This is a genomic window from Actinocatenispora comari (assembly GCF_017312725.1).
GTDB classification, from domain to species: Bacteria; Actinomycetota; Actinomycetes; order Mycobacteriales; family Micromonosporaceae; genus Actinocatenispora; species Actinocatenispora comari.
Genome location: NZ_BOPO01000116.1, coordinates 85,322 through 98,857, shown reverse-complemented (window position 1 = coordinate 98,857; position 13,536 = coordinate 85,322). Strand labels below are relative to the sequence as shown.

Genomic DNA, 13,536 nt, shown 5'->3' with positions numbered 1-13,536 from the left:
CCGCGGCCCGACTCGGCGCCGCCACCGCGGCCGGGCTCGGCGCCGCCACCGCGGCCGGGCTCGGCACCGCCACCGCGGCCGGGCGCGACGAGGCCACGACGCCGCCGCGGCTCGACGGCGTCGGGCTCACCGATCTCGGGCTGCACCGGCTGCGCGGCTTCGACGACCGGACCCGGCTGTACCAGATCGTCGCGCCCGGCCTGCCGCAGGACTTCCCCCGGCCCAAGACCGTGGACGACCGGTGCCACAACCTGCCGGAGCCGCTGACCAGGTTCGTCGGGCGGGCCCGGGACCGGGCCGAACTGGCCGCGCTGGTCCGCCGGCACCGGCTCGTCACCGTCTGGGGTACCGGCGGCGTCGGCAAGACCCGGCTGGCCGTCGAGGTGGCCCGCGACCTGCTCCGGCCGGTACAGCCGGTGCCGCCGCACGGCGCGACCGATCCGGCCACGGACCGGCTCGCCGACGGCGCCTGGCTGATCGACCTGGCCGAACTCGGGTCGAGGCACGCCCGCGACCGGTCGGTGGCCGGCCTGCTGGCAGCGGAGCTGGGGCTACGGCCCGGGCCCGGTCAGCGCGCCATCGACGTGCTGATCGAGCATCTCCAGCCGCGCCGGTGCCTGCTGCTGGTGGATACCTGCGAGGTGGCGCGCGGCGCGGTCCGCGCGCTGCTGGCCCGGCTGCTCGCCAGCTGCCCGCTGGTGCGGGTGCTCGCGACCAGCCGCACCCCGCTCGGCGTACCCGGCGAGATGCTCTGGCACCTCGACCCGCTCGGCCGGGTGGAGTCGACCGAACTGCTGGCCGACCGGCTTGGCGCCCCCGGTGACGGCCGGTCCGGGGACGGCCGGGCCGGCATGTCCAGCGACGGTCGGGCCGGAATGGTCGGTATGTCCGGTGACGGTCGGGCCGGTGGTCTCGCCCGGCTGGCCGGGCAGCTCGCCGGGCTGCCCGCGGCGCTGGAACTCGCCGTCCCGCGGTTGCGGGCGCTACCGGCCGCGGTGGTCGCCGACCTGCTGGGCGGCCCGGACGCCGACCCGGACGCTGTGCTGGGGGCGGGAGCCCCGCCGGCGGACCTCGACTGGCCGATGGACCCGCGCCAGCCGGCGAACCTGGACCGGCCCACGGGCCCGGACGGGCGGATGGACCCGCGCCAGCCGGCGAACCTGGACTGGTCCGCAGACCGGGACCAGCCTCCGAGCCTGGGCTGGCCGCTGGACCCGGACGGGCCAGCGGCCCCGGACGGGTCGCCGGGCCGGGACGGGTCGGCGGACCTGGACGGGTCGCTGGGCCGGGACGGGTCGGCGGACCTGGACGGGTCGCTGGACCGGGAGGGGTCGGCGGACCTGGACGGGTCGACGGACCCGGATCGGCCGGTGAGCCGGCAGCTGGCCGGGGACGGCGTCGGGGTGCCGGACCGGCAGGTCAGCCTGAACGCGAACCTCGCCTGGTCGTACCGGTTGCTGTCGCCGCCGGCGGCGCGGCTGCTGCGCTGGCTGGCGGCCTGGCCGGGGGCGCTGGACCTGGCCGCGGTGGAGTGGTTGACCGCCGACTGGCTGGATCGCGGTACGGCCTGCGTCGCGATCGCCGATCTGGTGGACGCGGCGCTGGTCGAGGTGGACCTGACCGCGACCAGCGCGACCTACCGGCTGCTCGACCCGGTGCGGTGGCCGGCGCGCCGGTTGGCGGTGGCGCACGGTGAGGCCGGCCGGGTCAGGGCACGCCACCAGCTCTGGCAGCGGCAGATCGCCTGGGTACCGACGCTGCAGCCGCTCGGCGAGCCGGTCGCCGGCTGACTGCCAGGGGCGCCGGGTGACCGTCGAGTCGGGCCGGCGAGGTCAGGTGTCGAGCAGGGTCGCCGGATGCAGTGTCACCGGGAACGGGTGTTCGACGGTGAGCTGCTCGTCGCCGGTGACCTCGCCGACCTGCTCGTACCGCCCGTCGACCAGCTCGAGGACCCGGATCGTCTCCCTCTCCGGGTCGACGATCCAGTAGGCGGCGACGCCGGTGCGGGCGTACGTCTCCAGCTTGACGGTCAGGTCCTTGCGTTTCGTCGACGGCGACAGCACCTCGACCGCGAGCCGCAGCGGTCGCTGGATGTTCGTCTCCCCGACGTCCTCCCGGTGCACCACGAGCAGGTCGGGCTGCGCCGAGTTGAACCGGTCGGGCTGGTAGTCCAGCGGCGCCACGAGGACCTTCAGGTCGCGCGGGCAGGCGGCGTGCAGCAGCGCCAGCAGCTCGACGACGGCACTCTGGTGGGCCGGCACCGGGGCCGGGCTCACGACGAGCATCCCGTCGAACAGCTCGTACTGCAGGCCGTCGTCGGGGAGTTTGGCGAGGTCGTCGACGGTCCAGGGACCGGTCGGCGGCAGCACCAGGCCCGCGGCCTTGAGGTCGCCTTCATCGCGCATCGCCGGCATGGCCATCATGATGCTCCTGTTCGTGTCGGTGGGCAGCGGTCATGCGGCAATGATGGTCGCTTGACCCGACGACGACCGAGTTGTCCACAGGTCGCGGCCCCGTTGTCCACAGGTACGGCGGGGCGGCTTGCGGCCCCGCCCGATGTGAGGTAGCGACCCGGTTCCGGGGGTCTCCGACAGCGCGTAGAAGGACCTGCCACAATGGCGGAGTTGTGACCTCAGCTGACTCGACGGCCGGCGCCGGCTACCCGAGCGACGCCCCCGTTTCCCAGGACCTGTTCGATCGTGCCCGCGCCGTGGTGCCGGGCGGGGTCAACTCACCCGTCCGCGCGTTCCAGGCGGTCGGCGGCACGCCCCGGTTCGTGGTGCGCGGCTCCGGGCCGTACCTGTTCGACGCGGACGGCCGGCGCTACGTCGACCTGGTCTGCTCGTGGGGGCCGCTGATCCTCGGGCACGCGCACCCGAGCGTGATCGAGGCGGTGACCACCGCGGCCGCCGCCGGTACCAGCTTCGGTACCCCGACGCCCGGTGAGGTGACGCTCGCCGAGGAGATCGTCGCCCGTACCCCGGTCGAGCAGGTGCGGCTGGTCAACTCCGGTACCGAGGCGACGATGAGCGCGATCCGGCTGGCCCGGGGCGCGACCGGCCGGACCAAGGTGATCAAGTTCGCCGGCTGCTACCACGGGCACGTGGACGCGCTGCTCGCCGCGGCCGGTTCCGGCGTCGCCACGCTGGCCGAGGCGGCCGAGCGCGCCGGGGCCGCCGTGCCCGACTCGCCCGGGGTGACCGGGGCCGAGACGGCCGACACGATCGTGCTGCCGTACAACGACCTCCCGGCGGTCGAGGCCGCCTTCGCGGCGAACCCGGACACGGTCGCGGCGGTGATCACCGAGGCGGCGGCCGGCAACATGGGCGTGGTCGCGCCGCGCGACGGGTTCAACGCCAAGCTCGCCGAGCTGGCCCACCGGTACGGCGCGCTGCTGATCGTGGACGAGGTGATGACCGGGTTCCGGGCCGCCCGCGGCGGCTGGAGCGAACTGGACCCGGCCGACGCCGACCTGTACACGTTCGGCAAGGTGATGGGCGGCGGGCTGCCGGCGGCGGCGTTCGGCGGCCGGCGCGAGATCATGGCGCAGCTCGCCCCGAACGGCCCGGTCTACCAGGCCGGCACCCTGTCCGGTAACCCGCTGGCCTGCGCCGCCGGCCTGGCCACCCTGCGCGGCTGCACCCCCGAGCTGTACCAGCAGCTCGACGCCACCGCGCACACCATCGCCGAGCTGGCCGACAAGGCGCTGACCGGGGCGGGCGTGCCGCACCGGGTGTCGTTCGCCGGCACCATGTTCTCGGTGTTCTTCACCGACGCCGAGGTGCGCGACTTCGCCGGCGCGAAGCGCCAGCACACCGCCGCCTACGCGGCGTTCTTCCACGCGATGCTGAACCGCGGCGTCTACCTGCCGCCGAGCGCGTTCGAGGTGTGGTTCGTCTCGGGTGCGCACGACGCCGCCGCGGTGGAGCAGATCGCCGCCGCCCTGCCGGACGCGGCCCGCGCCGCCGCCGCAGCAGCGGACCTGGACACTCCGTGACCCCCGATGTGCCCACCGAGCCGGAGCCGACGATGCCGCTGACCACCACCGTGCACCTGCTACGGCACGGCGAGGTGCACAACCCGGAGAAGATCCTGTACGGGCGGCTGCCCGGCTACCGGCTGTCCGAGCGCGGCGAGCGAATGGCCGACGCCGCCGCCGCGGCGCTCGCCGGCCGGGACGTGACGTACCTGGTGGCGAGCCCGCTGGAGCGGGCGCAGCAGACCGCGGCGCCGATCGCCGAGACGCTGCACCTGTCGATCGACACCGATGCGCGGCTGATCGAGTCGGGCAACTGGTTCGAGGGCAAGCGGTTCGGGGTCGGCGACGGCGCGCTGAAGAACCCGTCGGTGTGGCCGAAGCTGCGCAACCCGTTCCGCCCGTCCTGGGGCGAGCCGTACCTGGAGATCGCCCGCCGGATGACCGCCGCGCTGCACGACGCGCGCGACGCCGCGGCCGGGCACGAGGCGGTGTGCGTCTCGCACCAGTCGCCGATCTGGCTGCTCCGGCGGTACGCGGAGGGTCGCAGGCTGTGGCACGACCCGCGCAAGCGGCAGTGCGGTCTGGCCAGCCTCACCTCGTTCCACTTCGAGGGCGACCGGCTGACCGGCATCTCCTATTCCGAGCCCGCGGCCGATCTGGTGGCGTCCTCGCCGGTCGCCGCCGAGCACGGAGCCTGAGACCATGCGGTCACTGCGTCGACTCGCCGGGCGGCTGGGCATCGCCACCGCCGTACTGGCGGCCTGCGCGCTGCTCGCCGCCGGCTGCTCGACCGGCAGCGGCGCGGTGAACCAGCAGAACGGCGGCCAGAACCGGTACGTCGCGGGTGACGGCAAGTCGCAGCAGTTCGACCCGGGCGACCGGGACAAGGCGCCGAGCGTGTCGGGCACCCTGCTGGGCAGCGGCAGGACGCTGTCGCTGGCCTCGCTGCGCGGGCACGTCGTGGTGATCAACTACTGGGCGTCCTGGTGCAACCCGTGCGCGGCCGAGGCGCCCGACCTGGAGCAGGTGTACCAGGCGACGAAGGGCCAGGGCGTCACGTTCGTCGGGGTGAACATCCGGGACCAGCGGGACGCCGCGAAGGCGTTCGTCCAGGGCCGCGGGATGACCTACCCGACCTGGTTCGACCCGGCGGGCAAGGTCGCGCTGGCGTTCCGGGTGGTCCCGCCGAACACGATCCCGGCCACCATCATCGTGGACGCCAAGGGCCGGATCGCCGCCGTACAGCGGGGCGCGATCCTCGCCGACAAGCTTCGGCCGATGGTCGAGAAGGTCGCACGGGGCGACTAGTGTCCTACGCCGAAAGTTCGCTCACTTTCTGCCGGCCTCAGCCGCCCGCTGCCGGCGTTGTCGGCACGCCCGCATACAACACCGGTATGCGGGCGCACCTCCGCCTTGGCAGCGAACCCCTGAGGCTCGCCATAAAGCAACCAACTTCCGGCGCAGGACACTAATGGGTGCCAGCTTCGCGCACGTCGCCGCGTCCGGACCGCTGCTGCTGGCCCTGGCGGTCAGCCTGGTCGCCGGCCTGGTCAGCTTCCTGTCGCCGTGTGTGCTGCCGCTGGTCCCCGGCTACGTCTCGTACGTGACCGGTCTGGCCGGCGCCGACCTGGACGCGGCGCTCGGTACCGACCCGCGCGGCCGAGCGGTGCCCCCGTCCGGCGGCGAGGCTGCCCCGGCCGAAGGGGCGGCCGCCGCGACGGGGGGCGTGGCGGTGGCGGCGCCTGCCGCGGCGCGCAGCCGGGCCCGGGTGCGCGGCCGGATCCTCGCCGGCGGGCTGCTGTTCGTCGCCGGCTTCACCGTGGTGTTCGTGCTGTCCGGCGTGGTGGTGGCGAGCCTGGGCAGCGCGCTGCTGGAACACCGGGTCGCGGTGGAACGGGTGATCGGTGCGCTGGTGATCGTGCTCGGGCTGGCGTTCCTCGGGGTGATCCCGGGCATGCAGCGGGAGGCCCGGATGCACCGGGTACCGGCGGCCGGGCTGGTCGGTGCGCCGGTGCTGGGCGCGGTGTTCGCGCTCGGCTGGACCCCGTGCGTCGGCCCGACCCTCGGCGCGGTGCTCAGCCTGGCCGCGGTGCAGGGCTCGGTGGGCCGCGGCGTGCTGCTCGCGGTCGCGTACTGCCTGGGGTTGGGCATCCCGTTCCTGGTGTTCGGGCTCGGGTTCCGTCGGCTGTTGCAGGTGTTCGGGGTGATCCGGCGGCACAGCGTCTGGGTGACCCGGATCGGTGGCGTACTGCTGATCCTGGTCGGCGTGGCGCTCGCGACCGGCGCCTGGGACGCCTTCACGATCTGGCTGCAGGTTGAGGTCGGCGCCGGAAGGGTGAGCGTGTAGATGGCCACGACCGAGGAGACCGAGACGCGGGTCGAGGAGAAGAACCGCGCGCCGGAGCAGCTGGCGGAGGCCGGCCGCGAGGACGAGAACGCGCTGTCCAGCCGGCCGGCGGCCGACTCGGCGCGGCGGGTGGCCGGGCACGGCGTGCTCGCCACCGCGCGGCGCTGGTGGCGCCAGCTGACCAGCATGCGTACCGCGCTGCTGCTGTTGTTCCTGCTCGCGGTGGCGGCGGCGCCCGGCTCGCTGCTCCCGCAGTACAACCTGAACTCCGACAAGGTCGACACGTACTACCAGCAGCATCCGACGCTGGCGCCGATCCTGGACAAGGCCGGGATGTTCGACGTGTTCTCGTCGCCCTGGTTCGCCGCGATCTACCTGCTGCTGTTCGTGTCGCTGGTCGGCTGCCTCACGCCGCGGATCCGGGTGCACGTCCGCGCGCTGCGGCGTACCCCGCCGGACGCGCCGCGGCAGCTGTCCCGGCTGCGCGTGCACCGGGAGTTCGGGGTCGAGTCGGAGCCGGAGCAGGCGGCGAAGCTGGCGCAGAAGAAGCTGCGCGGCGCGCGGTTCCGGTCCGCGCTGCGCCGGCACGACGACGGCAGCGTGACGGTCAGCGCGGAGAAGGGGTTCCTGCGCGAGACCGGCAACCTGCTGTTCCACTTCTCGCTGGTCGCGGTGCTGGTCGGCGTCGCGTACGGCGCCGGCTACGGCTGGCACGGCGGTCGGCTGATCATGCAGGGCGCGGACAACGGCTTCTGCAACACGCTGCAGCAGTACGACGAGTACAGCCTCGGGTCGCGGATCAAGGGCAGCGACCTGCCGCCGTTCTGCCTGACCATGACCGGCTTCCACGCCAGCTTCCAGGCCAACGGCCAGCCGCTGCACTACTCCGCGGACATGACCTACGAGGTGCCGGGGCAGGGCGGCTCGCACAAGTACAACCTGTCGGTGAACCATCCGCTGCGGATCAACGGCGCCTCGGTCTACCTGGTCGGCAACGGCTATTCGCCGGTCATCCGGTACACCGACCGGTACGGTCGGACGCAGACGACGACCTCGCCGTTCATCCCGCAGGACGGCAACTTCACCAGCAACGGGGTGGCGCTGTTCCCGGACGCCAACGTCGATCCGAAGACCGGCAAGCGCAACGTCGACCTGCAGATGGCCTTCCAGGGCGTGTTCTTCCCGACCACGGCCAAGCAGGGCGGCCAGGCGTCGACGTACCCGGGGTTGCGTGACCCGGGCCTGATGCTGTTCGCGTACCGCGGCAACACCGGTACCGACGCCGGCATCCCGCACTCGGTGTACACGCTGGACCAGAGCCAGATCGACAACGGCCAGCTGAAGGAGGTCGGCAAGCCGCGGCTGCTGCGGCCCGGCCAGAGCTGGACACTGGACGACGGTACGAAGGTCGAGTTCGTCGGGGTGAAGCGGTGGGCGACGCTGCAGATCCGGCGCGATCCGGCGTCCCGGATCATGCTGATCGCCGGCATCGCGATGCTCGCCGGGCTGCTCGGGTCGCTGAGCATCCGGCGCCGCCGGGTCTGGTTCCGGTTCACCCCGGACGGTGCGGGCAGCGCGGTGAGCGCCGGCGGCCTGGCCCGCAACGAGTACTCGGGCTTCGCCGACGAGTTCGACCGGTTGGTGGCCGCCGCCGGCGGTCCCTCCCGAACCCGAGGCGCCGCCGACGACGCGGTGGACCCGCCGGGCGGCGCCGACGGTGCGGCACGGACGACCGCCGCCGACGGCGCCGCGCAGACCCGGACCGGCGCCGACGGCGCGGCGCAGGGACACCCCGGCACCGACGGCACAGCGCAGGCAGAGACGAGCGCCGAAGGCGCGCAGGCACGAGGAAAGGACTGACGGTCGTGTACTCCTCGATCTCCGACGGCCTGATGGTGGCGGCGGTCCTCGGCTACATCGTGGCCATGGTCGGCTACGCCATCGAGTACGCCTTCGGTCGGCAGGGCGTGGTCGCCCGCATCGCCGCGCGCAAACCGCGGCAGGCGGCGAAGGTACTGGTCGCCACGGACGGCACCGAGATCCCGGTGGTCGCCGACGGCGAGGACGACGAGGTGGGCCACCGCCCACCGGTGGACGCCGGCCGGGCCGCGATGATCGGCCGGATCGCCCTGGCCGTGCAGACGGTCGCGGCCGTCGCGCACGCCGCCTGCCTGGTGTTCCGTTCGCTCGCGGCGCACCGGGTGCCGTGGGGCAACATGTACGAGTACGTGCTCACTGCGTGCTTCATCGCCACGGTGGCCTGGCTGGTCGTCGCGTACAAGCGGTCGTCGGTGCGGCACCTGGGGCTGTTCGTGTCGCTGGTGGTGGCGATCCTGCTCTGCCTGGACGCCGCGAAGCTGTACGCCACGGCGGGGCCGCTGGTGCCGGCGCTCAACTCGTACTGGCTGATCATTCACGTCAGCGCGATGACGGTGGCGTCCGGGCTGTTCATGGTCGGCTTCGTGACCATGTCGCTGTACCTGATCCAGGAGCGCCGGGAGCACGCCCTCGCGGTGGAGGCCAGGGCGCAGCGGATCGAGGGCGACGACTACGTGGAGCGGCCGCTGCGGTTCCCGTTGACGCTCGGCGAGCGGTTGCCGGCGGCGGAGAGCATCGAACGGCTCGGCTTCCGGCTGCACGCGCTCGCGTTCCCGATCTGGACGTTCGCCATCATGTGCGGCGCGATCTGGGCCGAGCACGCCTGGGGCACCTACTGGAACTGGGACCCCAAGGAGACCTGGTCGTTCATCGCCTGGGTGGTCTACGCGGCGTTCCTGCACGCCCGCGCCACCCCGAGCCTGCGGGGCCGCTGGTCCGGCTGGATCGCGATCGTCGGCTGGGCGGTCATGATGGTCAACCTGTTCGGCGTCAACTTCGTCGTCACCGGCCTGCACTCCTACGCCGGCGTCGGCTGACCCCGGTACCGCTTCGAAGGCCCGGCGCTCGTGGAAGCGCCGGGCCTTCGCCGTTCAGCGGCACACCGGTGGGAACTGGCGCGCCCCGGTTCCTTCATCCGGTGTTGAGGTGGCCGGGAACCTGCCCGGCGTGGGGGCGGTACGCGACAGCACGGGCCCGCCCTGCTTGATGCCTCCGGCAGCCTGGTCCGCCGTCACCAGCACCCTCACCGCGGCCCAATGACGAAGGGCGGCCCCGGTCGATGACCGGGGCCGCTCGATGACCGGGGCCGCTTGATGACCGGGGCCGCTTGATGACCGGGGCCGCTTGATGACCGGGGCCGCTCGATGACCGGGGCCGCTCGATGCTCCGTCGTTCTCAGTCGAAGACCTCGTCCAAGGACGTGGCGGTGACGGCGCTGCGCGCCCACCGCTTGAGCTGGGTTGAGTCCGTGCACTCGACGATGCGGGCCCGGATGTCGTCTGGAACGTGCCAGCCCCGTGCGTCGAGCACCTCGATGAGCAGGGTGGCTTCGCCCCTGGCCTTGCCCTTGGCCTCGCCCTTGGCCTCGCCCCTGGCCTCGCCTTCGGCGAGGAGGCGGCGGGCGTACTCGCTCTGGTACTCGAAGGTGTGTGTGGACATCAGTTCCTCCAGGTAGCGGCGGCCTGTCTCGGACAACGCCGCGAACAGAATGTCAATGTAGCGCCTTGCCAGGTCGGGATCGATCGTGTCGAGCGCGACGGTCGCAGCATCGAGGGCTCGTCGCTGGGCCGGCCCGGCGGCGTGGGCGATGCTGGACAGCACGGCCAGATCGGCGGAATCGGGTGAGACAGGGATCTGGTGGGGACCGGCCACCAGAGGCTGCAGCATCCAGCCGGGGTGCCCCAGCTCGATGGGCTCGCCGCACCAGGCGGCGGCGCGGACGTCGGGGCAGACCACGAGCAGTACGACAGGACACTTGAGTCTTGCCCTGAGCGTCGCCAGGTAGACCGGCCAGCTCCACCGTTTGGCCGGGTCCTGCCGCAACTGGATCTCGACGACGACCGCCAGGACGGGCTGGTCGGTCTCGCAGAGTGTCACGACGGCGTCGGCACGATATTCGGTGTGCGGGAGCTCGTTGGCCTCCGCTGCGTCGAGTCGGGCGTGGTGCCACTCGGGCAACTTGGTGCCGAGAACGTCGCCGAGCAGTGCGGCGGCGAGCGACGGGGTGTGGTGAAACATCTCGATCAACGCTTCGTGCTTGACGGAGGGCATGAACGTGACGTTAACGACGAGACATGACAAACATGGCCACCGAACGTGCTGCCTGTCAGGGTTTGTCGTATGGGCTCGATCACTGTCCGCAGCCAACCGTGATCCGGCCTGGCTGATCGTTGGTGGGGCGGGTGAGCCGGAACGGCGCCCCGGCCTGGCTGGCCGGGGCGCCGGGAGTGATGCGGGTGGTCAGTGGTGGACGTGGAGCCGGACGGTGACGGTACGGGTGGGGACCGTCCAGGTTGCGGTGTCTACTGTGGACATGTCGATGGCGAGGTACTCGCCGGTGTCCTGGGCGCCGGTGGGCAGCGACTTGACGTGCAGCCCGTACGGCGGGGTGTCGGTGGTCAGGCCGTCGATGCCGAAGTCGTTGTCGTTGCTGATGACCAGGGTGCGACCGTGGTCGGTGGTGGCGACGCCCTCGACCTTGTCGTGGCCGAAGAACTGACCGTCAGCGCCGAGTGAGGTGGTCAGCGCGCCGAGGTCGAGCCGCAGCGTGCTGCGCACCGGGGTGATGCCGGCGGTGGCGAGGATCGCGGCGGTGTCGGCGGTGTCGTGCCGGCCGGCCAGCTGTTCCAGCGACTTCCCGTCGACGGTGAGGCCGAGATCGGTGTCGTAGCGGGCAGCCGGGACTGTCGCATGTGGACCGATGTCGTTCGCGCCGGTCAGGTCGATCTGGTAGAGCTTCTTGTTCGCGCCGGGCTCGACGTCACCGTCCCGCTCGTCGACCAGGAACCTCGTCGCCGACAGTGCGGTGATCTCGCTGACCGCGGTGCCGGTGTCGTCCGGATCGTGCAGCAGGTACGGGTACTCGTGGCTGACGCCGGTGCGCAGGTCGTAGGTGACGATGCGGTCCAGCGCGACGTTCTTCACCTTCTCGGTGAGGTCCGGCTGGTGCAGCGCGGACTGCATGATGCCGACCAGCGTGCGCCCGTCCGGGGTGATGGTCAGCCCCTCCATGCCCTTGTTCGGCTCCCGGTGCTTCAGTTCCGCCGGCAGGCTCCCGTCGTACGGGGAAAGCCGGCCGAGCTGCCGCCCGGTGGCGTCGAAGTGGGTGACGAACGGCCCGTACTCGTCGGAGATCCAGAACGTGCCGTCGGCCGCGGCGACCAGCCCTTCCGGGTCGTACCCGTACGGCGAGGGGGCGAGGGTGTCGCCGTCGAGGTCGGTGATGGTCTCGCCGGTGTCGGCGACCGTGTTCACCCGGCCGTTGTCGGGGGTACCGTCCGCGGCGCGCAGCGTGATCGTGCGCAGCCGGACCGCCTTTCCGTTGCGCAGCTTGAACTTCCCGATGCTCGGCGCGAAGTCGGGCAGCGGCTCGACCTTGCTGCCGTCCGGCCCGTCCACGTTCGGCCCGCGGTCGGTCAGCCCGTAGTACTCGTCGCGGTGCCCGGGCACCGGTGCCAGCGACGACCCGTACGACTCGCCGCTGATCGGCACGCCGCCGATGGTGGCGAGCGCCGGCACCTGCTGCCGGTAGAGCGAGACGGCGTCGCTCGCGGTGTACGTGAAGCTGTCCGTCCCGGTGAACCCGGCGTCGGCGTGGTAGCGCAGCTCGCCGTCGGCGCCGACGCGCACGGTGCCGTGCGCCGGCTGGGTGTACCGGACGGGCTGGCCCTGCGCCGCCACCCGCACCGTGTGCCCGGCCCGTACCTGGTAGCTCCGGCCGGTGGCGGGGCCGGCCCAGGCGCTGGTACCGACGCCGAGCACGGCCACCGCCGCGGCGAGACCGGCCATCGTCTTCCGCACGTGTCCTCCTTGGTCACGAGCCGGCGCAGGATCCTCCGCCGGCAACCGAGGGACATCGTGTGCCGGCACCGGTGTACCGCGGATGACGGCGCGGCGAAGCTCCGTGGAACACGCGCGCGCAACCGCCCACCGGATATCGGTCGTGCCGCCGGGCCGGCGCGGCTACGGTGACCGGTCGTGGACGTGATCTTCCTGAACGGTGGCTCCAGCTCGGGGAAGTCGAGCATCGCCCGGGCGCTGCAGGCGGCGTTGCCCGAGCCGTGGCTGACCTTCGGCGTGGACACCTTCGTGGCAGCACTGCCGGCGGCCGGCGGCGGCATCGAGTTCGGTCCGGACGGCGGGATCGTCGTCGGCCCGGAGTTCCGCCGGTTGGAGGAGACCTGGATGGCCGGCCTGGCCGCGATGGCAGCGGCCGGCGCGCACCTGATCGTCGACGAGGTGCTGCTGTCCGGCGGCGCCGGACAGCAGCGGTGGCTCGCCGCGCTGGCCGGGCTCGACGTGCTGTGGGTGGGCGTGCGGTGCGATCCGGTGGTCGCGGCGACCCGGGAGGCGGCCCGCGCCGACCGGATCGCCGGGATGGCCGCCGACCAGGCGCTCCGGGTACATGCCGGAATGTCGTACGACCTGGTCGTCGACACGACCGCCACCGACCCGGCCGCCTGTGCCCGGCACGTCGCCGCCGCCCTCGCCTCGGCCGGCTGAACGGTTGCCACACTCGGCAGTGGTCGTACGACCACCGAGCCGCCGCGCTCGCCTCGACCAACCGACGAGCGGCACTGCCCCGAGCAGCACTGCCCTGAGCGGCAGGGGCCCGAGCGGCAGTATCCCGAGCAGCACTGCCCCGAGCGGCAGGGGCGCGAGCGACAGGGTCCCGAGTGGCAGGGTCACGAGCAGCACTGCCCCGAGCGGCAACGCCCTGAGCAGCGAGCCCCGAGCAGCGAGCCCCGGGTGGCGGGTCAGAAGTCGCGGGCGGTTTCGGTGGGCAGCCGTGGATGCAGCCGCTGCAGGTGCAGCCGGCGGGCCAGCCGGATCAGCGGCCGGACCAGCATCTCGATGCTGCCGACGACGAACAGCGAGATCGCCAGGCGCTCGTGCGCCGGGTAGAAGAACAGCACGCTGCCGACGAGGAACCAGCAGCCGACCAGGATGTCGTTGAGGATGCTCACCACCTCGTACCGCTGCCGGATGGTCAGTTCCTCGCGGCCGATGTGCAGCACCAGCGGCGGCTTGCGGTCGTGGCTGGGGTTCGGGTCGAGCGGCACGGTCGACTCCTCTGCTGCGTCGGGACTCGTCCGCGTGGCCGGGCGGCGGC

At 72.7% G+C, this 13,536-nt stretch carries 12 protein-coding genes; 8 read left to right on the top strand and 4 right to left on the bottom strand.

The genetic code is table 11. The features are described 5' to 3' along the window. A partial coding sequence (locus NUM_RS28530) for an AAA family ATPase (protein WP_370467075.1) occupies nt 1–1,790 on the top strand: 1,790 nt, incomplete at its 5' end. 42 nt (nt 1,791–1,832) lie between these two features. Here NUM_RS28530 and NUM_RS28525 read toward each other — a convergent pair. Further along, entirely contained in the window at nt 1,833–2,423 is a 591-nt protein-coding gene (locus NUM_RS28525) for a Uma2 family endonuclease (RefSeq protein WP_207128043.1), read from the bottom strand. A gap of 203 nt (nt 2,424–2,626) precedes the next feature. Here NUM_RS28525 and hemL point away from each other — a divergent pair, with 203 nt between their 5' ends. The 6 genes from hemL to ccsB all read left to right on the top strand — a co-directional run bounded on the left by hemL (nt 2,627) and on the right by ccsB (nt 9,241). Beyond that, nucleotides 2,627–3,997: a glutamate-1-semialdehyde 2,1-aminomutase gene (gene hemL, locus NUM_RS28520; protein ID WP_207128042.1), complete on the top strand. Its 1,371-nt coding sequence runs from the start codon at nt 2,627–2,629 to the stop codon at nt 3,995–3,997. Between the two features lie 32 nt (nt 3,998–4,029). Then, nucleotides 4,030–4,677, top strand: coding sequence for a histidine phosphatase family protein (locus NUM_RS28515; RefSeq protein WP_207128053.1), 648 nt, complete (start codon nt 4,030–4,032; stop codon nt 4,675–4,677). A gap of 4 nt (nt 4,678–4,681) precedes the next feature. Then, nucleotides 4,682–5,287, top strand: a complete 606-nt coding sequence (locus tag NUM_RS28510; protein ID WP_207128041.1) for a TlpA family protein disulfide reductase — start codon at nt 4,682–4,684, stop codon at nt 5,285–5,287. Nucleotides 5,288–5,450: 163 nt separating this feature from the next. Continuing rightward, nucleotides 5,451–6,326, top strand: coding sequence for a cytochrome c biogenesis CcdA family protein (locus NUM_RS28505; protein WP_207128040.1), 876 nt, complete (start codon nt 5,451–5,453; stop codon nt 6,324–6,326). Next, on the top strand, nt 6,327–8,186 hold the full coding sequence (gene resB / locus NUM_RS28500; protein ID WP_207128039.1) for a cytochrome c biogenesis protein ResB: 1,860 nt from the start codon (nt 6,327–6,329) through the stop codon (nt 8,184–8,186). 5 nt (nt 8,187–8,191) lie between these two features. Further along, nucleotides 8,192–9,241, top strand: a complete 1,050-nt coding sequence (ccsB, locus tag NUM_RS28495) for a c-type cytochrome biogenesis protein CcsB (protein ID WP_225918910.1) — start codon at nt 8,192–8,194, stop codon at nt 9,239–9,241. A 358-nt stretch (nt 9,242–9,599) separates the two neighbouring features. On the opposite strand, the gene NUM_RS28490 is transcribed toward ccsB, so the two are convergent. Continuing rightward, the gene (locus NUM_RS28490) at nt 9,600–10,475 is read right to left on the bottom strand and encodes a hypothetical protein (protein WP_207128038.1); all 876 of its coding nucleotides are present in this window, start codon (nt 10,473–10,475) and stop codon (nt 9,600–9,602) included. A 189-nt stretch (nt 10,476–10,664) separates the two neighbouring features. Beyond that, the gene (locus NUM_RS28485; RefSeq protein WP_207128037.1) at nt 10,665–12,224 is read right to left on the bottom strand and encodes an esterase-like activity of phytase family protein; all 1,560 of its coding nucleotides are present in this window, start codon (nt 12,222–12,224) and stop codon (nt 10,665–10,667) included. A 177-nt stretch (nt 12,225–12,401) separates the two neighbouring features. On the opposite strand from NUM_RS28485, the gene NUM_RS28480 reads away from it, so the two are divergent. Further along, the gene (locus NUM_RS28480) at nt 12,402–12,926 is read left to right on the top strand and encodes a chloramphenicol phosphotransferase CPT family protein (RefSeq protein ID WP_207128036.1); all 525 of its coding nucleotides are present in this window, start codon (nt 12,402–12,404) and stop codon (nt 12,924–12,926) included. Between the two features lie 254 nt (nt 12,927–13,180). Here NUM_RS28480 and NUM_RS28475 read toward each other — a convergent pair whose 3' ends face one another. Further along, complete coding sequence (locus NUM_RS28475) at nt 13,181–13,486, bottom strand: YrhK family protein (protein ID WP_207128035.1); 306 nt, start codon at nt 13,484–13,486, stop codon at nt 13,181–13,183. Nucleotides 13,487–13,536: the final 50 nt, after the last annotated feature.